At 70.8% G+C, this 19,865-nt stretch carries 23 protein-coding genes; 15 read left to right on the top strand and 8 right to left on the bottom strand.

Features of this window, described 5'->3' with window-relative positions; translation table 11 throughout:
• Nucleotides 1–266: 266 nt before the first annotated feature.
• The 5 genes from ABD332_RS19230 (at nt 267) to ABD332_RS19250 (ending at nt 5,506) form a co-directional block, all read left to right on the top strand.
• Entirely contained in the window at nt 267–1,016 is a 750-nt protein-coding gene (locus tag ABD332_RS19230) for a dienelactone hydrolase family protein (RefSeq protein WP_344503350.1), read from the top strand.
• Between the two features lie 2 nt (nt 1,017–1,018).
• On the top strand, nt 1,019–1,297 hold the full coding sequence (locus ABD332_RS19235) for a DUF6295 family protein (RefSeq protein WP_344503351.1): 279 nt from the start codon (nt 1,019–1,021) through the stop codon (nt 1,295–1,297).
• Nucleotides 1,298–1,307: 10 nt separating this feature from the next.
• Nucleotides 1,308–3,185, top strand: coding sequence for a propionyl-CoA synthetase (locus ABD332_RS19240; RefSeq protein ID WP_344503352.1), 1,878 nt, complete (start codon nt 1,308–1,310; stop codon nt 3,183–3,185).
• A 306-nt stretch (nt 3,186–3,491) separates the two neighbouring features.
• Complete coding sequence (locus tag ABD332_RS19245; RefSeq protein WP_344503353.1) at nt 3,492–4,067, top strand: ATP-dependent Clp protease proteolytic subunit; 576 nt, start codon at nt 3,492–3,494, stop codon at nt 4,065–4,067.
• A 185-nt stretch (nt 4,068–4,252) separates the two neighbouring features.
• Nucleotides 4,253–5,506 carry a serine hydrolase domain-containing protein gene (locus ABD332_RS19250; protein ID WP_344503354.1) on the top strand — a complete coding sequence of 418 codons (1,254 nt, stop codon included), beginning with the start codon at nt 4,253–4,255 and terminating at the stop codon, nt 5,504–5,506.
• 15 nt (nt 5,507–5,521) lie between these two features.
• On the opposite strand, the gene ABD332_RS19255 is transcribed toward ABD332_RS19250, so the two are convergent.
• Nucleotides 5,522–6,235 (bottom strand): DUF4097 family beta strand repeat-containing protein, encoded by a 714-nt coding sequence (locus ABD332_RS19255; protein ID WP_344503355.1) that lies wholly within the window; start codon nt 6,233–6,235, stop codon nt 5,522–5,524.
• A gap of 51 nt (nt 6,236–6,286) precedes the next feature.
• Here ABD332_RS19255 and ABD332_RS19260 point away from each other — a divergent pair, with 51 nt between their 5' ends.
• The 3 genes from ABD332_RS19260 (at nt 6,287) to ABD332_RS19270 (ending at nt 7,941) form a co-directional block, all read left to right on the top strand.
• Nucleotides 6,287–6,841 carry an O-methyltransferase gene (locus ABD332_RS19260; protein WP_344503356.1) on the top strand — a complete coding sequence of 185 codons (555 nt, stop codon included), beginning with the start codon at nt 6,287–6,289 and terminating at the stop codon, nt 6,839–6,841.
• Nucleotides 6,842–6,908: 67 nt separating this feature from the next.
• The gene (locus tag ABD332_RS19265) at nt 6,909–7,409 is read left to right on the top strand and encodes a hemerythrin domain-containing protein (RefSeq protein ID WP_344503357.1); all 501 of its coding nucleotides are present in this window, start codon (nt 6,909–6,911) and stop codon (nt 7,407–7,409) included.
• A gap of 73 nt (nt 7,410–7,482) precedes the next feature.
• Nucleotides 7,483–7,941, top strand: a complete 459-nt coding sequence (locus ABD332_RS19270) for an STAS domain-containing protein (protein ID WP_344503358.1) — start codon at nt 7,483–7,485, stop codon at nt 7,939–7,941.
• Here ABD332_RS19270 and ABD332_RS19275 read toward each other — a convergent pair.
• Nucleotides 7,886–8,554: a pentapeptide repeat-containing protein gene (locus ABD332_RS19275; RefSeq protein WP_344503359.1), complete on the bottom strand. Its 669-nt coding sequence runs from the start codon at nt 8,552–8,554 to the stop codon at nt 7,886–7,888. The two genes, ABD332_RS19270 and ABD332_RS19275, sit on opposite strands and share 56 nt — an antisense overlap.
• 108 nt (nt 8,555–8,662) lie before the next feature.
• On the opposite strand from ABD332_RS19275, the gene ABD332_RS19280 reads away from it, so the two are divergent.
• The 4 genes from ABD332_RS19280 to ABD332_RS19295 all read left to right on the top strand — a co-directional run bounded on the left by ABD332_RS19280 (nt 8,663) and on the right by ABD332_RS19295 (nt 12,131).
• Nucleotides 8,663–9,274, top strand: a complete 612-nt coding sequence (locus ABD332_RS19280; protein WP_344503360.1) for a TetR/AcrR family transcriptional regulator — start codon at nt 8,663–8,665, stop codon at nt 9,272–9,274.
• Nucleotides 9,275–9,380: 106 nt separating this feature from the next.
• On the top strand, nt 9,381–10,352 hold the full coding sequence (locus tag ABD332_RS19285) for a CAP domain-containing protein (RefSeq protein WP_344503361.1): 972 nt from the start codon (nt 9,381–9,383) through the stop codon (nt 10,350–10,352).
• Nucleotides 10,353–10,592: 240 nt separating this feature from the next.
• The gene (locus ABD332_RS19290) at nt 10,593–11,468 is read left to right on the top strand and encodes a DUF4397 domain-containing protein (protein ID WP_425552240.1); all 876 of its coding nucleotides are present in this window, start codon (nt 10,593–10,595) and stop codon (nt 11,466–11,468) included.
• An 18-nt stretch (nt 11,469–11,486) separates the two neighbouring features.
• Nucleotides 11,487–12,131 (top strand): class F sortase, encoded by a 645-nt coding sequence (locus ABD332_RS19295; RefSeq protein WP_344503363.1) that lies wholly within the window; start codon nt 11,487–11,489, stop codon nt 12,129–12,131.
• Between the two features lie 243 nt (nt 12,132–12,374).
• Here the strand turns inward: ABD332_RS19295 and ABD332_RS19300 are convergent, their stop codons facing one another.
• Nucleotides 12,375–13,274, bottom strand: coding sequence for an AurF N-oxygenase family protein (locus ABD332_RS19300; protein ID WP_344503364.1), 900 nt, complete (start codon nt 13,272–13,274; stop codon nt 12,375–12,377).
• Nucleotides 13,275–13,321: 47 nt separating this feature from the next.
• Between ABD332_RS19300 and ABD332_RS19305 the strand changes: the two genes are divergently transcribed.
• Nucleotides 13,322–13,609, top strand: a complete 288-nt coding sequence (locus tag ABD332_RS19305; protein ID WP_344503365.1) for a DUF4873 domain-containing protein — start codon at nt 13,322–13,324, stop codon at nt 13,607–13,609.
• Between the two features lie 237 nt (nt 13,610–13,846).
• On the opposite strand, the gene ABD332_RS19310 is transcribed toward ABD332_RS19305, so the two are convergent.
• Nucleotides 13,847–14,278: an SsgA family sporulation/cell division regulator gene (locus tag ABD332_RS19310; RefSeq protein ID WP_344503366.1), complete on the bottom strand. Its 432-nt coding sequence runs from the start codon at nt 14,276–14,278 to the stop codon at nt 13,847–13,849.
• Between the two features lie 272 nt (nt 14,279–14,550).
• Between ABD332_RS19310 and ABD332_RS19315 the strand changes: the two genes are divergently transcribed.
• Together ABD332_RS19315 and ABD332_RS19320 are read left to right on the top strand one after the other, a co-directional pair.
• Complete coding sequence (locus tag ABD332_RS19315; protein WP_344503367.1) at nt 14,551–15,066, top strand: TIGR02611 family protein; 516 nt, start codon at nt 14,551–14,553, stop codon at nt 15,064–15,066.
• A 288-nt stretch (nt 15,067–15,354) separates the two neighbouring features.
• Nucleotides 15,355–15,711: a histone-like nucleoid-structuring protein Lsr2 gene (locus ABD332_RS19320; protein WP_344503368.1), complete on the top strand. Its 357-nt coding sequence runs from the start codon at nt 15,355–15,357 to the stop codon at nt 15,709–15,711.
• A 142-nt stretch (nt 15,712–15,853) separates the two neighbouring features.
• Here ABD332_RS19320 and ABD332_RS19325 read toward each other — a convergent pair whose 3' ends face one another.
• The 4 genes from ABD332_RS19325 to ABD332_RS19340 are packed head-to-tail and all read right to left on the bottom strand — an operon-like array spanning nt 15,854 to nt 19,838.
• Nucleotides 15,854–16,843 (bottom strand): LacI family DNA-binding transcriptional regulator, encoded by a 990-nt coding sequence (locus tag ABD332_RS19325; RefSeq protein WP_344503369.1) that lies wholly within the window; start codon nt 16,841–16,843, stop codon nt 15,854–15,856.
• A 13-nt stretch (nt 16,844–16,856) separates the two neighbouring features.
• Nucleotides 16,857–17,687 (bottom strand): carbohydrate ABC transporter permease, encoded by an 831-nt coding sequence (locus tag ABD332_RS19330; protein WP_344503370.1) that lies wholly within the window; start codon nt 17,685–17,687, stop codon nt 16,857–16,859.
• Nucleotides 17,677–18,561, bottom strand: a complete 885-nt coding sequence (locus tag ABD332_RS19335) for a carbohydrate ABC transporter permease (protein ID WP_344503371.1) — start codon at nt 18,559–18,561, stop codon at nt 17,677–17,679. The genes ABD332_RS19330 and ABD332_RS19335 overlap by 11 nt, the downstream gene beginning before the upstream one ends.
• Nucleotides 18,558–19,838 carry an ABC transporter substrate-binding protein gene (locus tag ABD332_RS19340; RefSeq protein ID WP_344503372.1) on the bottom strand — a complete coding sequence of 427 codons (1,281 nt, stop codon included), beginning with the start codon at nt 19,836–19,838 and terminating at the stop codon, nt 18,558–18,560. The genes ABD332_RS19335 and ABD332_RS19340 overlap by 4 nt, the downstream gene beginning before the upstream one ends.
• Nucleotides 19,839–19,865 lie beyond the last annotated feature (27 nt).

The following is a 19,865-nucleotide window of genomic DNA, read 5'->3' on the forward strand; positions in this document are numbered from 1 at the left end:
TCGTGAGCAGTGCGCTGTTTGGCCTGATTTTGCCCTCGCTGCGGGGATGTGGTCGATCGATGCGCCGGGGCCTTGTGTTGGGGGAGTGAGGTGGCCTGGGGCGGGGCTGTTTGTCGGGTCGTCCTGTGTGGTGGCGGTGGTCGCGGCGGCTGGTGGGGACGTAGATCGAAGGACGGATCTGGCTGTCATCGCGGCCGGAATCCTCCATTGACCACCACGCTGGGCGGTGGCGTCGAGGTGAGTGGGGGCGGCAGTACGTTGGGGGTATGTCTGATGCGATTCGTGCCGAGACGGTGTACGTCGGTGACGAGAAGATCCAGGCCTACCAGGCCCGGCCGGTTGGGCCGGGGGCGTTTCCGGGGGTTGTGGTGATTCATCACCTGCCGGGGTGGGACGAGTCGACGAAGGAGATGGTGCGGCGGTTCGCGGTGAACGGGTACCTCGCGATCTGCCCCAACCTGTTCTGGCGGGAGGCGCCGGGGGCGTCGCCGGATGACGCTTCGGCGTTCGTGCGGGGGCAGGGCGGGATTCCGGACGAGCAGGTCATCCAGGACGTGCGGACCGCGGCGGATGCGTTGCGGGCGATGGACGGGCACAACGGCAAGGTCGGGGTGATCGGGCACTGCTCGGGTGGGCGGCAGGCGCTGCTGGTCGCGACGGCGATGCCGCTGGACGCGGCGGTGGACTGTTACGGGGCGTTCGCGTTGGAGCCGCCGGCGGCGTCGACGGGGCTGAAGATGACGTCGATCAAGGATCGGCTGCCTGACCTCGGGTGCCCGGTGCTCGGGCTGTTCGGCGTCGACGACAGGAACCCCGCACCGGCGGAGGTCGAGCGGCTCGCCGGGATCCTCGCCGAGCACGGCAAGCAGTTCGAGCGGCACAGCTACGAGGGGGCGGGGCACGGGTTCTTCTCGCCGGACCGGCCGGGGTACCGGCAGCAGGCGGCGGTCGACGGGTGGAAGCGGATCTTCGCGTTCTTCGACCGGCACCTCGGCGACAAGCGGCTGGAGGTCTGAGCATGTGCACGTACGACACCGAGACCGTCGAGATCGAGGGCAGCGCGAAAGGGCCGGACGGCTGGTTCGGGGTGACGCGGGCGGCGGTGTACGTCGACCACCCGCACCACGCGCCGTTCGGGCACACGCTCAACATCGACTTCGCGGACCCGGCGCGGGGGCCGGCGGCGCGGGTCGCGGTCGAGTTGACCGAGGAGGCGGCCAGGGCGCTGGTGGCCGCGATCCAGGCCGCACTCGACCATGCCCCGGCAGGTCTGGCCAGCCGGAGCGCTCCGGTGTAAGCATCGAGGGATGGGCGCCTATCGCGACACGTACGAGCGCAGCCTCACCGACCCCGACGGGTTCTGGCGGGATGCCGCCGCCGGGGTCGACTGGGACCGCATGCCGATGCGGGTGCTGGACGGCGACCGCCCGCCGTTCTACCGCTGGTTCCCCGACGCCGAGCTCAACACCTGCTACAACGCCGTCGATCGGCACGTCGCCGCCGGGCGCGCCGACGAGACGGCCCTCATCTACGACAGTCCTGTGACGGGCACCCTCCGCTCGTACACCTGGCGCGAACTCCGACACGAGGTCGCCAGGTGCGCGGGAGCGCTGCGCGAGCTGGGGGTCGAGAAGGGGGACCGGGTCGTCGTCTACATGGCGATGGTTCCGGAGGCGGTCATCACGATGCTCGCGTGCGCGCGGCTCGGCGCGGTGCACTCGGTCGTGTTCGGGGGGTTCGGGCCGAAGGAGCTCGCCGCCCGCATCGACGACGCCCGGCCGAAGGTGGTCGTCGCGACGTCGTGCGGGATCGAGGGCAGCCGCGTCGTGGAGTACAAGCCGCTGCTCGACGCCGCGCTCGCCGAGGCCACCCACCGGCCCGACCGCTGCGTCGTCCTCCAGCGGCCGCAGGCCCCCGGCGTGCTGCAGGACTGCGACCTGACCTGGGAGGACGCCCTCGACGGTGCGGCGGAGGCGGCGTGTGTACCGGTGGCCGCCACCGACCCGCTGTACATCCTGTACACGTCGGGCACGACGGGCCGGCCGAAGGGCATCGTGCGCGACAACGGCGGGCACGCCGTCGCGCTGACCTGGTCGATGGCCAACGTGTACGCCACGGGGCCCGGCGACGTGTTCTGGGCGGCGTCCGACGTGGGGTGGGTCGTCGGCCACTCGTACATCGTCTACGGCCCGCTGCTCGCCGGCGCCACGACCGTCCTGTACGAGGGCAAGCCCGTCGGCACCCCGGACGCGGGCGCGTTCTTCCGGGTCATCGAGCAGCACGGCGTGACGGCCCTGTTCACCGCGCCGACCGCGATCCGCGCGATCCGCAAGGAGGACCCGTCGGGCAGCTTCGCCGCCCGGTACAGGACGGACTCGCTCCGCACGCTGTTCCTGGCGGGGGAGCGGCTCGACCCGCAGACCTACGAGTGGGCCGGCGCCACCCTCGGCGTCCCCGTCGTCGACCACTGGTGGCAGACGGAGACCGGCTGGCCGGTCGCGGCGAACCTGCGCGGCCTGGAGCCGATGCCGACGAAGGCGGGCTCGCCGTCGGTGCCGGTGCCGGGCTTCGACGTGCGGGTCCTGCAGCCGGACGGCGCACCCGCCCCGGCCGGCGTCGACGGCGCGATCGTCATCGGCCTGCCGCTGCCGCCGGGCTGCCTGCCGACCCTGTGGCACGACGACGAGCGGTTCGTCGAGTCGTACCTGAGCGCGTTCCCCGACGTCTATCTGACCGGCGACGGCGGCCGGTTCGACGACGACGGCTACCTCTACGTCATGGGCCGCACCGACGACGTCATCAACGTCGCCGGGCACCGGCTGTCCACGGGCTCCATGGAGGAGGTGCTGGCCGCCCACCCGGCCGTCGCCGAATGCGCGGTCATCGGCGTCGACGACGAGCTCAAGGGGCAGGTGCCGCGCGGGTTCGTGGTGCTGAAGGCGGGCATCGACACCGAGCACGAGGTCATCGAGCAGGAGCTGGTCGCGTCGGTACGCCGGCGCATCGGCGCGGTCGCCTCCCTGCGCCGCGTGCAGGTCGTGCCGGCGCTGCCGAAGACCCGCTCCGGCAAGATCCTGCGCAAGACGATGCGCGGCATCGCCGCCGGCGCCGACCCGGCGGTCCCGTCCACGATCGAGGACCCGTCGGTCCTGGACACCCTGCGCCCGATCCTGCGCCCCGAATGAGCGTCCCGTTGTGCTCCGGCTCACCGGGCACTCTGCTTCCGCGTGCTTCCGGCTCTGCCAGGCACTCCGCGCCCGCGCACTGCCGGCCTTCTCAGGTGCTCCAAGCCCACGCGATTCCGGCTTGCCAGGCGCTGTACTCCCGCGGGCTTCCGGTTTATCAGGCGCTGCGCGCCCGCTAAACCGGAAATATCAGCATTTGGCGTGCATCGAGCACGCTGACAGCGAACACGCTCACAGCGAACCAGGGCTCCCTTCCCGGGGTGCGATCACTACGGTCGAGGAAAGCCCCGGGAAAGGACGCCGCTCATGGCAGACACGCAGATCCCCTTCGACAGCGCGGTGTTCGACCGGCTGCTCGCCAAGCGCATCATCGTCCTCGGCACCGAGGTCAACGACGAGAGCGCCAACCGCATCTGCGGCCAGCTGATCCTCCTCGCCGCCGAGGACAACGAGAAGGACATCAGCTTCTGGATCAACTCCCCGGGCGGCGTCATCAGCGCCGGCCTGGCCATCTACGACACCATGCGCTTCGTCCCCAACGACGTCTCGACCGTCGTGATGGGCATGGCCGCCTCGATGGGGCAGTTCCTGCTCAGCGCCGGCACCCCCGGCAAGCGCTACGCCCTGCCCCACTCCCGCGTGATGATGCACCAGCCCTCCGGCGGCATCGGCGGCACCGCCTCCGACATCGCCATCCAGGCCGAGCAGATGCTCTTCACGAAGAAGACCATGCAGCGCCTGATCGCCGAGCACACCGGCCAGACTTATGAGCAGATCGAGGCCGATTCCGACCGCGACCGCTGGTTCACCGCCCAGGAGGCCGTCGACTACGGCTTCGTGGACAAGGTCGTCGCGGGAGCGGAGCAGCTCGCGGTGAGCTGACCCGCCCGCCGTCGCCGCCTGGCCCACGCCGACCCGCCCCTGCAGAGGCAAGGTCGCGCAACGGGCCGAGGCAGCGCGGACCGGTCCACCACCCAGCCGCACCGGCACGGAACCGCCCGCCGGTTCGGCTCGGGTGTGGGTTCCGCATCTCGCGCGGAGCTGAGGTCGCGTTTAGGCTGCCGGGCGTGAGCATCGAACCTGAGGTCGCGCCCGGGCAGGTCGGCATCGACGCGAAGCGGCTGGCTGGGCTGGACGAGCATTTCGCCAGGTACGTCGACGACGGGCGACTGGCGGGGTGGCAGCTCGTGGTGAGCCGGGACGGGCGGGTGGCGCACGCCTCGACGTACGGGTGGCGGGACATGGAGGCCGGGCTGCCGGTCGAGCCTGACACGCTGTGGCGCATCTATTCGATGTCGAAGCCCGTCACCTCGGTCGCCGCGATGATGCTCTGGGAGGAGGGGCGGTTCGAGCTGACCGACCCGATCAGCAGGTGGCTGCCCGAGTTCGCGGCGCCGCAGGTGTACGACCGGGGGTCTGCCTCCGCGCCGTTCACCGTGCCGGCGGTCGAGCCGATCCGGGTGTGGCACCTGCTGACGCACACGTCGGGGCTCACGTACGGGTTCCTGCAGACCTCGGTCGTCGACGCGCTGTACCGCAAGGCGGGGTACGACGTCCTTGCCAAGACGGGCGTGGACCTGGCGCAGGCCAGCCGGGACTGGGCGGCGCTGCCGCTGCTCTTCCAGCCCGGCACCGGGTGGGGCTACGGGGTGTCCACCGACGTGCTCGGGCGGCTCGTCGAGGTGGTCTCCGGCCAGAGCCTCGGCGACTTCCTACGGACCAGGATCTTCGAGCCGCTCGGCATGGCCGACACCCGCTGGTCGGTGGACCCCGACGGTGACGACGCGAAGCGGCTCGCCGCGCTCTACGTGCCCAGCCCCGCCAGCGGCAAGGCGACCAGGTTCGACGCCATCGGCAAGTACGCGCTGGAGGAGCCGGCGATGCAGTCCGGCGGCGGCGGGCTGATCTCCACCGCCGCCGACTACGACAGGTTCACCGCGATGCTGCTGCGGGAGGGCACGACGAGCCGGGACGGGACGGCGGGGGAGCGGCTGCTGAGCAGCCGGACCGTGCGGTTCATGACCCGCAACCACCTGCCCGGCGGGGTCGACCTCGACCGGCTGCAGACGGGCGGGTTCGCCGAGACGACGTTCGAGGGGATCGGCTTCGGGCTCGGGTTCGCCGTGGTCCGCGACCCCGTCCCGGCCAGGACGCCGTCGACGCCGGGCACGTACTACTGGGGCGGCGCGGCCAGCACCGCCTTCTGGATCGACCCCGCGGAACGGCTCACCGTGGCGTTCTACACGCAGCTGCTGCCGTCGAGCACCCACCCGATCCGGCCGCAGCTGCGCCAGCTGATCTACTCCGCACTGACCGACTGAAAGACTGAACAAGAACTACTTGAAGGTGAGGCTGCCGCCGCCGGTGATGACGTGCACCTTGTGCACGGAGGCCGCGTCGGACTTCACGGTGCCGGACTGCTTCCCGCCGTCGAGCTGGACGTCGAGGGCGTAGCCGTCGGCGGTGAGCTTCAGCGACACGTCGCCGCCACCGCTGTCGAGGTCGATGCGGTCGGGGGACTGGGTGACGGCCACGTCGACGGCGCCGCCGCCGGTGCGGGCGGTCAGCTCCGGCGGGGCCAGGCCCGCCCCGGTGAGCGCGCCGCCGTCGGTGGACACGTCGATGATCCCGGTGAGGCCGTTGAGGGAGACCGTGCCGCCGGCGCTGTCGAGGCGCACGCTGAGCGTCGACGGGATCTCCACCGTGTACGCGATCGAGCAGTCGCCGCTCGCGCAGCCGGTCGACGCGAGGACCAGCTCGCCGCCCTCGACGGTCTGCTTGCGGCCGGGCTTGTCGGCCTTGAAGGTCGACGTCTCCGTCACCTTGATCGTGGGGCCGGAGCCGACCTTCACGGTGATCGCACCGCCCGCGCTGTCGATCTCGACGACGCTGACGTCGTCCTTCACCTCGAACGCGTTGGTGGCGGTCTGCGCGCCGCCGCCCTTGCCGCCGGTGGAGGGCGAGTCCCCCGAGGAGCCGCAGCCGGCGAGGGCCGCCGGCGCCGCGAGGGCCAGCAGGGTGGCGAGGGTGAGGATCCGGGGTGACTTCACGGAGGTCAGCTTCGCACGGCCCGCCGGGCACCGTTCGGTAGGGTCGGTGCCATGAATCTCGTCGATGCCGCGTATCAGCGTGCCGAGACCAGTGGCTTCCCTATGTCCTGCGAACAGCCCGTCGGCCGGCTCCTCGCCGTGTTCGCCGCGAGCATCCGCCCGGGCGGCCACATCCTCGAGCTCGGCACCGGCGCCGGGGTCGGCGTCGCCTGGCTCGTCGCCGGCCTGGGTGAGCGCACCGACGTGACCGTGACGTCGCTCGAGGTGGACGAGAAGGTGGCGGCGGTCGCGGCGGGGGAGACCTGGCCGTCCTATGTGGACCTGCGGGTCGCCGACGCGCTGGCGTTCCTGCCGTCCGCCGTGGGCATGTTCGACCTGATCTTCGCCGACGCCCAGGGCGGCAAGATCGAAGGGCTCGACCTGACCATCGCCGCGTTGCGGCCGCGCGGCATCCTCGTGGTCGACGACATGCGGGTCGTCGACGACTGGCCCGAGGACTTCAAGGCCCGCCAGGCCGGCGTACGCCGGATGCTGACGTCTCACCCCGATCTCGTCTCCGTGGAGCTCGACCACGGCTCCGGCATGGTGGTCAGCACCCGCCGGTAGGACCCGTTTGTGCTGCTCATGGGCGGGTATGCGGACATCAGTCAGGCTGCGCCCAGGAGGAGACCCGATGTCCACCGACGCGATCGTCGTGCTGAAGGAAGACCACAAGAACGTCAAGCGGCTGTTCAAGGAGTTCCAGGCAGCCGAGCACGGACCGGCGGGGGCGAAGGGGCGGATCGTCAAGCAGATCCTGGCCGAGCTGACCGTGCACACGTACCTGGAGGACGAGGTGATGTATCCGGAGGTCCGCCGGTTGGTGCCGGACCTCGACGAGGAGATCCTCGAGTCGTACGAGGAGCATCACGTCGCCGACGTGCTGTGCATGGAGCTCGCCAAGATGAAGCCTGACCACGAGCACTTCGATGCCAAGGTCACCGTCCTCATCGAGAGTGTCACGCACCACATCGACGAGGAGGAGCACGGGTGGTTCCCGAGGGTCCGTGAGGCGCTCAGTCGCGCCCAGCTCCAGGAGCTCGGCGCCCGTATGCAGCAGCTCCGCCCGGACGCACCGACGACCCCGACCGCACCGAAAGCATTGAAGAAGACGCTGGAGGCGATCCGCGGGTGACGGGACGGCCCGGGCGGGGTCATCCGACCGAAGGAGACGATTGGGCCGGGGTCTGCCGGTACCGTCGACAGCGATGAACGCCGTGGTGCTTGCCCTGCACGGGTTGCTCGTGGAAGGGACCGTCGAGACCGTCGAGCCGGTGCTCGTCGGTTGCCTCGTCGCGGCCGAGCCGCGGCTCGTCCTGGACGTGTCCGAGGTGACGGTGTGCGACACCGCCGGCGCGGCCCTGCTGGTGCGGGTCGCCGAGCTCGCCTGGCAGCGCGGCGGGGAGTTGCGCCTCGCCGCGCCGTCGCCGGCGATCCGGTCGTGGGCGCAGGTCGCCGCCGGGATGGACGGGATCGCCGCCTTCGCCAGCGTCGAGGGCGCGGTCGAGGCGGACCCGCGCGACCTGCTCGCGGCCCCGGTCGTGGCGAGCGGGCCGGCCGCGTGCGTCGACGAGCCGGTCCCCCCGCAGCGCCGCCGCCCCCGCTGGCGGGTCAACCCTTCGGCCCGCGGACGATCACGCCGAGGTCCCGCATCACCGCGTCGGTGAGGCCCGGCAGCTGTGCCGGCTCGATCGTCACGCCGCGCAGGCTGCTCACGCCGCTGACCTCCGACAGCTGGTTGCCGCGCAGGTCGGCGCCGCGCAGGTCGCAGCTCTCGAACGACATCTGCCGCAGCCGGCAGCCGGACATCGCCGCGTGCGGCAGGACGCAGTCCCGGAAGACGGTGTTGACCAGGACGCATCCGACGAATCCGGTCGGACCGATCGTCGTGATGTCGTCGAGGTTCGCCGCGTCCAGCCGGCAGCCCTCGAAGAGCACGTCGCCGAGCCGTGACTCGGCGATGTGCGCCCAGGTGAGCTTGCAGTTGACGAAGTGGACCCGCTCGAACGTCAGTCCGGTCAGCCGCGCCGCGGTGAAGTCGACCTTCTCGAAGCGGCAGCCGGAGACCGTCACGTCCTCCCACACGACCCCGTTGAGGTCGAGATTCTCCAGGTGGGAGCGGCGCAGGCGGGCGTCGATGAGCGTGGTCCGGATGGCGCGCCCGGTCTGCACGTGGGCATCGTTGAGATTGCCTCCCCACGGCGCGCTGACGGGCTCGAGCTCACCCTGGTCGATGACGGGGAGATCGATGTCGAGTTCGTGCACGGTCCGCAGTGCCACGCACCTCACCGTACACACGTAGGCTGATCAGTCATGAGCGGTACGGAGCACCGTGCAGGGACCGCGAAACAGGGGTGGCGCGAATGAGCGGCGAGCGGAGGTGCTGGCGTGAGTGAGGCAGCGGTCGGGCAGCGGCGGGTCGACGGGCGCACGCTGCGGGCCGAGCGGACCCGGCGGGCCATCGTCGACGCGCACCTCGCGCTGCTGGAGGAGGGTGACCTCAAGCCGACGGCGGAGCGGATCGCGGAGCGGGCCGGGGTGTCGCTGCGGGCCCTGTGGACCAACTTCAAGGACATGGAGCGGCTGTTCGCCGCGGCCGGCGCGCGCCTGATGGAGCGGCAGACCGCCGAGCACCGGCCCGTCCCGCCGGACCTGCCCCTGCCCCGGCGGATCGAGGCGTACTGCGAGCAGCGGGCCAGGCTGCTGGAGCTCATCGCGCCGGCGGCCCGGGCGGCCCGCCTGCGGGAGCCGTTCTCCGCGGCGCTGCGGCACAACCGGACCTGGTACGTGACGAATGCCCGCGACGAGCTGGAGAAGCTCTTCGCCGAGGAGCTGGACCGCACCGGCGACAGCCGGGAGGAGACCCTGCACGCGCTCACGGTGGCGACCACCTTCGCGTCGTGGTCGATGCTGCGCGACGAGCTGCACCTGGACGTGCCCGCCGCGACCGGGGTGCTGCGCCGCGGGGTGACGGCGTTGCTCAGCGCGACCGAGGCATAAGTTTCGCTTAGATCGTCGTGAAATCGGCATCGCTGGTTGGGTCCGGCGGCGGCGCGGCTCATAGGCTTCGGTGCGGTTGAGTCGTCTGTGCCTCAGGAGGCAGCTGGTGTCCGCGTTCGGCCCGTACGACGCCCGCAACACCGAACCCGCCCGCCCCGCCTACGGCGGCTCCCCGCAGGGCGACCCCCGGACGCCCTACGGCGACGGCCGGGACGCCGGCTTCGGCAGCGGCTACGGCCCCGCCGACGGCTACGGCCAGAGCGGCGGTTACGGCCAGGGCGACGGTTACGGCCAGGGCGACGGTTACGGCTACGGGAGCGCGCCGTACGGCGAGGGCCAGGGCGACGACGCCGCGGACGCGCAGGGGCCCAGGCACCGCCGCGGCACCCGGCTCGCCGTGATCGTCGGCGTCGGGGTCGCCGCGCTGCTGGTGGTCGGCGCGACCGCGTTCGGCGGTGCCGTGCTGCTCGGCCGCGACGGCGACACCGGCGACGCGGCCCGCACCTCCGTGGCGGGCGACGCGACCGGCGACCCGGCGAACGCGGGCGACCCCGCCGCCGCCGGGAGCGGGGACGCGAGCGCCACGCCCGAGGCCGCGGCCAGCAGCGCCGCGCCGCCGAGCGCCACGCCGACGAAGGCGCAGACCACGCCGCCCGCGAAGCCGAAGACGACCGCCCCCGCCGCGCCCGGGAACCTCTCGTACGAGCAGCAGGTCCTCGTGATCGTCAACGCCGAGCGGGCGAAGGCCGGCTGCAAGCCCCTGGCCTACAACGCGAAGCTCGCCACCGCGGCCCGCAAGCACTCGCAGGACATGGCCGCCAACGACTACTTCTCGCACACGTCGCAGGACGGCACCAGCTTCGCGACCCGCATCACGAACGCCGGCTACAAGTGGTCCGGCGCGGCGGAGAACATCGCGAAGGGCCAGAAGACGCCCGCCGACGTCATGAAGGCCTGGATGAACAGCTCCGGTCACCGCGCCAACATCCTCAACTGCGGCCTCAAGGACCTCGGCGTCGGGCTGGCGTACCAGGACAAGACCCCGATCTGGACCCAGGACTTCGGCAGCCCGAGATAGCGAGGCGGCCCGAGACAGTGAGTCGGCCCGAGATGGCAAGGCGGGCCGAGACAGTGATCGTTACCGATCAGTGACCGCCCAGTAGCGGAAAAGGACCGTCCAGCGGTTGTGTTTCGCCGCCCCGTTCGGCATCGTGCACATCGGTCAGTGCTTATGGTGCCCGGACGGATTACTCAGTTTCCCTCGCTCGGGTACGTACCCTCGAACCATCCCTCCTGGTGGTCCATCGAGCAAAGGGACATGATCGTGATCGGTGCTTCACTGCGGCGACGGACCGCGGCGCTCTCCGCGGCGGCACTCATCGGCCTCGGCCTCTCGTTCGCCGGCGCCTCGCCGGCGTCGGCCGCCGGGGTCGGCTACGTCCGCCTCGCGCACCTGTCGCCGGACACACCCGCCGTCGACGTGTACCTGAGCTCGGTCAGCGGGTCGATGGCGACGCAGAAGTTCGACGCGGTCGGCTACGGCGTGGTGTCGAAGTACCTGCCGCTCGCGCCCGGCACGTACGCGGTCGCGATGCGCACCAAGGGTGCCGCCGCCGACAGCCCGCCGGTGCTGAGCACCCAGGCCACCGTCGTGGAGGGCAAGGCGTACACCGTGGCGGGCGTCGGCAAGTTCACCGACCTCGGCCTGCGCGTCATCCCCGACGACCTGGCGCTGCCGGAGCAGGGCAAGGCGAAGGTCCGCGTCGTGCAGGCGTCAGTGAAGGAGCCGGTCCTGGACGTGTCGATCGCGGGCGGCGCGAAGGTGGCGGGCGGCGTCCAGTTCGCCTCCACGACCGACTACCAGCTGGTCGACCCCGGCAAGTGGACGCTGCGGCTCACCCCGCCGAGCGTGACCACCGCCGCGACCACGGTCACCGCCCCGCTGCAGGCCGGCAGCGTCTACTCGCTGATCGTCCTGGACGGCAAGAACGGCCTCACCGCCCAGCTGCGCACCGACGCGACCAGCAACGGCGTGCCCGCGGGCGGCGTCGACACGGGCGCCGGCGGCACCGCGGACGACCCGGACCGCACCGGCCTCTGGCTGACGTTCGGCTCCGCCGCGCTGCTGGTGGTCCTCGCCTCGGCCGGCCTGCTGGTCCTGCGCCGCCGCCACCGGGTCCCGACCCAGCTCTGACGCACCGGGGAACGGCACATGGTCAGGTCCGCGGGCCGGGTCGTCCGGCACCGCACGCCGCGGCGCCGGACCCTGACCCTCGTCGCCTGCGTCCTCGCGCTCGCCGCGCCGGTCTTCACCGGCGCGGCGACGCTCGTCGGCCGCCGGATCGACATCGACGCGGGCGAGTCGACCTGGATCGTCCCGCACCGCATCGACCTGGACCTGCCGAGCGATACCGGGCAGGACACGCCGCCGACCCGGCTGCGGATCGCGTCGCTCGGGGTCGACACCGGCCTCGAGTCCCTCCAGGTCGACCCGAAGGGCGAGCTGCAGAGCCCCAAGGTGTACGACGAGGCCGGCTGGTTCGCCGCCGGCACCGTCCCGGGTGACCCGGGCCCCGCGGTCCTCGCCGGCCACGTCGACTCCCGCACCGGCCCGGCGGTCTTCTACAAGCTGCACGAGCTGAAACCCGGCGACCGGGTCGAGGTCCAGCGCGCCGGCGCGTGGCTCACATTCAAGGTGACGGCCCGCGAGCACTACGAGAAGGCCAGGTTTCCCAGCGCCAAGGTCTACGGCCCGACGCCGCTGCCGGAGCTCCGGCTCATCACCTGCGGTGGCGAGTTCGACACCGCCAGGCACTCCTACCGCGAGAACGTGGTGGTCTACGCGGTGCTGAGCTGAGGCTCAGCGGGTGGGGAAAGTTTAAGGTCGGTGTGCCAGGTCGCCTCGCGGCGATAGGCGCATCACGGCTCCAGCCGAACGGTATTCCGTGAAGGCAGTGTGGTGAGGCCCGGGGACACACAGCACACCGACTCACCAAACAGTAGCGCGCCCACCACCCGCCGTCCCGTGATCTGCGTCTCTCACAGCAAGGCCAGCCCCACAGCAAGGCCGTCTCCCACAGCGAGACGGCAATGCCGGCTCTCACAGCAGGGCCGAGGACCGCCACAGGCGCCTGGCCGGGCCGGCGACGAGTCCGAGCTCCTGCAGGTACGTCGTGATCCGCTCGGCGGACCAGCGCAGCGTCTCCCGGAACGCGGGGTTGCGCCACGCCACCGCGCGGGCCTCGGCCGGGTCGAGGCCGACCGCCGCGTACGCCCCCGGGTGGATCAGCGAGTGGGTGACGGTCCAGGCGGCCCGCCCGATCATCAACCGCGAGTAGGCCAGGCTGATCGGGCCGGCACCGGCGACCTGCCGGGCCAGCTCGTCGCGGGCGTAGCGGATGTGCCGGGCCTCCTCCACGACGTGGATCCGCGACACCATCCGCACCAGCGGCTGGAGGCTGTCGTCGGCCATCGCCTCGCGCTGCAGGGCGTCCAGGATCTCCTCGGCGATGAGCGCGGCGGCGAAGGTCTGCACGCCGCCGGCGGTCGCGCCGAGGTACTTGCCCAGCGCGCGCTCCAGCGGTGCGGGCCGGTACGCGGGGGTGCCGAACGCCTCGATCATCCGGGCGAACATGATGGAGTGGCGGCACTCGTCGCCGATCTCGGTGAGCGCGTACTGCACGTGACCGGTCCGCGGATCCTGGTCGCTGACGTGGCGCAGCAGCAGCCGCATGAGCAGCATCTCGAACCAGATGCCGACGCTGGCGATGCTCGCGACCTCGTGCTTGGACAGCTCGACGCGCTGCTCGCGGGTGAGCCCGTCCCACAACGGGGTGCCGGCCAGCGACAGCCGGTGCTCGGGTGCGTACATGCGGCCCGGGTCGAGCGGCGCCCGCCAGTCGATGTCGACGTCGGGGTCGTAGGAGGTGCCGGCGGAGATCTTCAGCAGCCGCGCCGCGGTCGCCTCGCGCGCCGCCTGAGGGGTGTCGGTCGTCGGCATCGCGGCTCCCTTGACGGCTCCGGCAGGACTTGGTACTCATCAGTACCATGCCTGAGGAACCGCGACCGGTCAAGGCCGAGCTGCTCGTCGACGGCGCCGCCCACGCCGTTGAGCTGCACCTGAGCGGGCACTTCCAGCCGCTGGACGGCCGCTACCACTGGGGCGGGCGGATGGCCGGCGGTCCGGCGGTGCCGGCGCTGGTGCGCGCGGGCCGCCGCGACGTGCTGCTGCGGTGCGCGCCCGCCGACGCCGTGCCGGCCCGCCTGCTGGAGATCGACCCGTGGGGCAATGTCCGCTTCAGCGGGACCGGCGCTCCGCCGTGCACCATGGAATGAAGGGAAGGAAGCCCGAAATCCATGGAACGCAGGGAAGGAAACCCGATGGGACGGCGGCGGAAACGTCGGGCGCCACGCCACGGCCAGGCCCTCGGCAGCTGGCGGACTGCTCGCGGAGGGTGGTCGTCGGTGTGGCGCCCGGTTGACGCGGTCCCGGTGGTGCGGTTCGCGGTCGGTGGCTGTGCCGTGGGGCGCCCCGCTGGCAACTGCGGGGCCGGCCCGTGGGCGGTTGCGAGGTCAGCGCCCCGCGAGCAGCCGGCTGACGGCGTTGTCGACGTCCAGGTGGTCCGTCTCGTGCCCGCGCGGCACGACGCTGTACGTCCGGCGCAGGAATCGCACCAGCACGCTGCGTGGGACCTCGAACAGTGCGTTGCCGTCCGGCGAGGACAGTGCCAGTGCGACGAAGTCGCCGCGCGGGCCGTTCCAGGGCCAGACCCGGACGTCGCCGATGCCGGCGGGCTCGTCCAGACCGGTGAAGAGCAGCTCACGCGCGAAGGACCAGCTGACCGGCTCGCCTCCCGCCGACTCGGCGTGGAAGAGGACGTGGACCGCGTACGGGTCGTTCGGGTCGTAGCGCAAGCTGGCTCGCACCGGCAAAGCAGTCGCGTCGGGCGCGACGAGTCGTAGGGATGTCTCGACCTCGACGGTCGATGGTCGGATAGCGCTCATGTCGTACTCCCCCCGGCACCGCTGCGGAGCATGCCGTGCCCCGCCTCTCTTATGTTGAGGCGATTCCCAGTGTTACGCGTAGTGATTCTACGATCTCACTCTGTAGTGTTTCTGGGCCCGATTTGCCGTCAACCGAACAACGTGCGCGCGATGTCCGGTTTTCAGTGCGTGACCGGGGTCCTTGACGTGACGTGTGGGCCGTACGTCAATTCATTCGGGTAACGTCCAGTGGTTCGTGGGAGTGACGGGTTATCCAGTGATGGGAACGGAAATTGCGCGACAGTGAGGCGGACGGGTCGGGCGTTACGCCTGATTCCGGACGGCTTGGCTCTCCCCAGGGTGACTTCCGGCGTGTCGCTGCGCCGGACCTGGCCGCCGGAGCGGGTAGTGAGCCCGAAGCCGACCTGCGGGGCGCCCTCGGGCCCGGTGGCCGGTGGCGGCGGATCGCCGACCGGTTGCTGGGCTGGCGGGAGCGTCTCTACGCGACGCGGATCGGCCGCTTCGGCGTGAAGATCGTGGTCGCGTTCGCCGGCACGCTGGTCATCGCCGTCGGCGTGGTGCTGCTGCCGTTGCCGGGGCCGGGATGGCTCATCATCCTTGGCGGGCTGGCGATCCTGGCGATGGAGTTCCACTGGGCGCGGCGGCTGTTGAAATTTACGAAACGGCAGTTGCAGCGCTGGACCCGCCTGGTACGGGAGGGTTCCTGGCTGGTGCGGATCGTCTCCGTCGGAGGACTGCTGCTCGTCGTTGGTGCGGCGTTGCTGCTGTCGCTCCGGATGCTCGCCTGACTTCACGACAGCGATCATGCGAGCGCCGGGGATGAGGCAAGCACATCCGGGCGGGGTGACTCGGCGGCCGCGGTTCGCCGACCTTAACCGATTGTGCGCGTTTCATGTTGTATGCGTTTCGTGACGGTCTGATTCAGCGAGGGGTGAGCGAAAACGGTACGGTGGGAGTAATGTCGCCCCGATCGGGGCGTACTATCCCGCTGAGTATCTTGGTTCGTGTCCAAATGATGCGGCACGCACGTGTCGGTGATGCGGCACGCATTGGCAGCACCTGAAGAAAGGCCACTCATGGCGAAACGCGTCATCCACGAGCTGATCGACGACATCGACGGCAAGCCCGCCGCCGAGAGCATCGTGTTCGCGCTCGACGGCGTGCAGTACGAGATCGACCTGTCCGCGTCCAACGCGGCGAAGCTCCGCGACGCAGTCGCCCCGTTCGTCGCCGCCGCGACGAAGATCGGGCGGGGCGGCGTGGTGAGCACCGTGCGCGGCCGCGAGGTGCGCGGCCGGGGCGTCACCCGCGGCGACCGCGACCAGAACCGTGCCATTCGGGAATGGGCGCAGGCCAAGGGTATCGACGTTTCCGACCGGGGCCGGATCAAGCAGGACGTGGTGGACCGCTACCACGCCGAGGCCGGCCGCTAAACACGATCAACCGGCCAGGGATCGGCACTGGATCGGCACTGGATCGGCACTGGATTTCCACGGGTTGAGAAACCGGTCGATGCAGCGTCGCATTCCGGTGAAAACGCGAACGAGCCGCGGCCCCAACGGGGTCGCGGCTCGATCACAATATGCGGCTAAGTGTCGCGCCCGGATGGACGGTGCACGGCAGCAACCGCTGCACGGCACCACCGCCCTCGATCGTCTCGGTCAGCTGGTCCACGGCCTGCCAGCCCATTTCCCGGCGCGGAATCCGCAGCCCGGTGATGCTCCCGTCGACCGGCGCCAGGCCGCTGGGCTCGCCGAGCGCCACCACCGACAGGTCCCCGGGCACCGCCAGCCCCCGCTCCCGGGCCGCCGCCACCAGCGCGACCGCGTCGGCGTACTCCTCCAGGAACACGGCCGTGAGCCGCTCCCGCCCGATCGCGTCCAGCCATCCGGTCGACGGCGGCGGCAGGTGTACGACTGCCGCCGGGCCGGCGGAGAAGAAGCCCCGGAGCCGGTCGGCGTGCGACTCCGCGGGCCCGCCGGTCCCCAGGTAGCCGATCCGGGAGTGTCCTAGCCCAGTGGCCCGCTCGACCAGCGCCGCCACCGCCGCGGGGTAGTCGGCGCCCACGTAGGGGACCGGACCGCCGGCGTCGTCGCGCCGGCCGACGGACACGAACGCGTGCCCCTCGCCGACGAGGCGGGCCAGGTCGTCGCGGTCGACCCGCCGCCCGAGCAGGATCGTGCCGTCGGCGATCCCGATCCGGCTGTCGGCGTGGAAGATCCGCCGGCTGTCGGCCCGCGACGTGAAGAGCAGCAGGTCGCAGCCGACCTGCTCGGCCCGCTGCTCGATGCCGACGAGGAACGGGTGGTAGAAGTCCGCCGCCGTGCTCGGGAACACCGGCTCGTAGGTGAACACACCGAGGATCCGGTTCCGCCCCGAGACGAGCCGCCGCGCCACCGGGTCGGCGACGTAACCGGTGGCGCGGATCGCGTCCAGGACCCGCTGCCTGGTCTCGGGCGCGATCCGCACGTCGTCACCGGTGCGGTTGTTGAGCACCAGCGACACGGTCGCCTGGCTCACCCCCGTCATCCGCGCGATGTCCCGCTGCGTGACCCTTCTGCTCACGCTGGAAGGTGTATCACCCTTTGAGCCCCGTGTGGGCCAGCCCCTCGACGAACTGGCGCTGGGCGAGCACGAACACGACCAGGACGGGCAGCGCGGTCAGCGACGCGGCGGCCAGCTGGACGTCCCACATCGGCCCGCCGTACGCGTCGACGTACTGCGTCAACGCCTGCGGCAGCGTGAACTTGTCCTTGCTCGACAGGTACACCACCGGCTCCAGGAACAGGTTCCAGCTGTTGAGGAACGTGAAGATGCCGACCGCCCCCAGCGCCGGGCGGGCGAGCGGCAGGGCGATCAGCCGGAACGTGTTGAACCGGCCGAGCCCGTCGACGCGCGCCGCCTCCTCCAGCTCCTTCGGCAGCGTCACGAAGAACTGCCGCATGATGAACGTCGCCAGGACGCTCGGCGCGCCGAAGATCGGCACCAGGATCAGCGGCCAGTGCGTGTCGATCAGCCCGAACCGGTTGAACAGCTGGAACAGCGGCACGATCGTCACCTCGCTCGGGATGAGCAGGCCGGTGAGCACGACCACGAACATCGCGTTCTGCCCGGGGAACTGGATCCGGGCGAAGGCGTAGCCGGCCAGGGACGCGACCGCCATGGTGCCCACGGTGACGACCGCCGCGATGTACAGGCTGTTCCAGTACTGCTCCGCGAACGGCTGCAGCCGGAACACCTCCCGGTACGCGCCGAAGTGCCACTCGGAGGGCAGCAGCTTCGGCGGGTACGTGAAGATCTCGCTCGTCGACTTGAACGACGACGTCACCATCCACCAGGTCGGGAACACGAACGGCACGCAGAGCACCGACAGCAGCCCGTACACCAGCACCTTGGCCTTATTGCTCATGGACGACCCACTTCCGGCGCAGCTGCCACTGCACGAGCGTCAGGGCGAGCACGATGACGAACAGCAGGATGGCCAGGGTGGAGCCGTAGCCGAAGTGATGGAACTGGAACGCCTGCTGGTAGAGGTAGTAGACGAGCACCGTCGTCGACGTGCCCGGCCCGCCCTGGGTGAGGACGGCGATCTGGGCGAAGACCTGCAGCGACCCGACCACGGTGATGATGGACGTGAGCAGGATCGTGGGGCTGATCATCGGCACCGTGATGCGCCGGAACCGGGTCCACGCCGACGCGCCGTCCAGTTGGGCGGCCTCGTAGAGCTCGCCCGGCACGCCCTGCAGCGCCGCCAGGAAGAGCACCATGTTGAGCCCGACGTTCTTGAACACCTGCACCGCGATCACCGACACCATCGCGGTCGGCCCGGTCCGCAGCCAGTTGGGACCCTCGACTCCGACCGTCTGGAGCAGGCCGTTGATGCCGCCGTTGGACTGCAGCAGGAAGCCCCACACGATCGTCCAGGCGACGAGCGACACGACCACGGGGGAGAAGAACAGCGTCCGGTACACCGTGAGCCCCCGCAGCCGCTGGTTGAGCAGCACGGCGAGCAGCAGCGCGAGGCTGAGGTTGAACACGACCAGCCCGACGGAGAAGATCCCGGTGGCCCGCAGCACCGACGGCAGGGTCGGGTCGTCGAGCAGGGCCTGGTAGTTGTCGCCGCCGACGAACTCGAAGCTGCCGGCGAGCACGTTCCACTCGTGCAGGCTGTACCAGAGGACGAGGCACAGCGGCGCGAAGACGAAGACGGCCGAGCCGGCCAGCTGGGGGGCGATGAACAGCCACCCAGCCAGCCGGTCCGCGGTCTTTGACCGAAGCCTCACTGCTTCGCCAGTTGCGGGGAGATCTTCGCGCACACGCCGGACAGCACCGCCTTGACGTCGGCCTGCGGCTGCCACAGCGGGTCGAGGCTCGCGCGGACGTTCTGCGACAGCTCGGCGAACCCGGCGTGGCTGGGGCCGACGGCGCCCTTGGTGATGCCGTCGACGACGACCTTCTGCAGCTGCTCGGGCTTGAGCAGCGGGTTGGTCTTCGCGAGCGTCTCGGCGGTCTGCTGCGACGTGCGCGGCGGCGGGAAGTACGCGGCGAGCTTCGCCGAGTTCGCCGGGCTGGTCATGAACGCGAGGAACTCCTGCGCCGCGGTGGCGTGCTTGCCCTTCTTGAACACCCCGATGCCGGCCTGGCCGAACACCGCGTAGTCGCCGACCTTGCCCTTCGGCAGCGGCACCAGGTCCCAGCCGAACTGGTTCTTCAGCAGCGACGCCCGGCTGATCTGGGTGATCGTCATGGCCGCGTCGCCGGCGAAGAAGTCGGCGGTGACGCCCGGGCCCGGCAGGGCCTTGTCGGTGAAGATCGCCTTGTGCAGCGTCGTCATCGCCTCGACCATCTCGGGTTTGTCGAAGCCGCAGGTCTTGCCGTCGGCGCTCCACGCCTGCGCGCCCCAGCCGCCCCAGAAGCTGGCCAGGTTCTGCCACGACTTGTAGTCGAAGTCCCGCACGACGAGCCCGGCCTTGCCGGTGGCGGCGTTGACGGCCGACGCGGTCTGCAGCGCGGTGTCCCAGTTCCAGTTCCCGGCCGCGATGAGCTCCGCGGGCGTGGGCTTGCCCGCCTTCTTCACCAGGTCATTGTTGACGAACATGCCGAACGGCGAGGTCGAGAACGGGTACGCGTACAACTTCCCCTGGCTCTGCCAGAGCTTCATCGGGCTGGCGCCGAGGTCCTCGAACTGATAGCCCGGCGTCTTCTTCAGCGTGTCGTCGAGCGGGACGAGCGCGCCGGAGGAGACGAAGTCGGGCGCGGAGTTCTCCAGGATCCAGGCGAGGTCGGGCTGGTTGCCGCCGGCGATCTGGGTGGTCAGCGCGGTGGTGTACGTGTCGAACGGCAGCGAGTCGAACTTGATCTCGGTGACGTTCGGGTGGGCGGCCTTGTACTCGGTGGCGATCTCGTTGAACAGCTTCAGGTGCGCCTCGTTGGCGGTCCAGATCGTCATGCGCAACGAAACCGGTCCGGTGTCCTTCGGCGTTTCCTTGTCGCCCGAGCCGCACGCGGTGAGGCCGAGCAGGGCCGCGGTGGCGATTGCCAGCGATGCTTTCAGTCGCATGGGGGTCTCCAGAAGGTGGGGGTGTCT

The sequence above is a fragment of the Dactylosporangium maewongense genome, assembly GCF_039531485.1.
GTDB classification, from domain to species: Bacteria; Actinomycetota; Actinomycetes; order Mycobacteriales; family Micromonosporaceae; genus Dactylosporangium; species Dactylosporangium maewongense.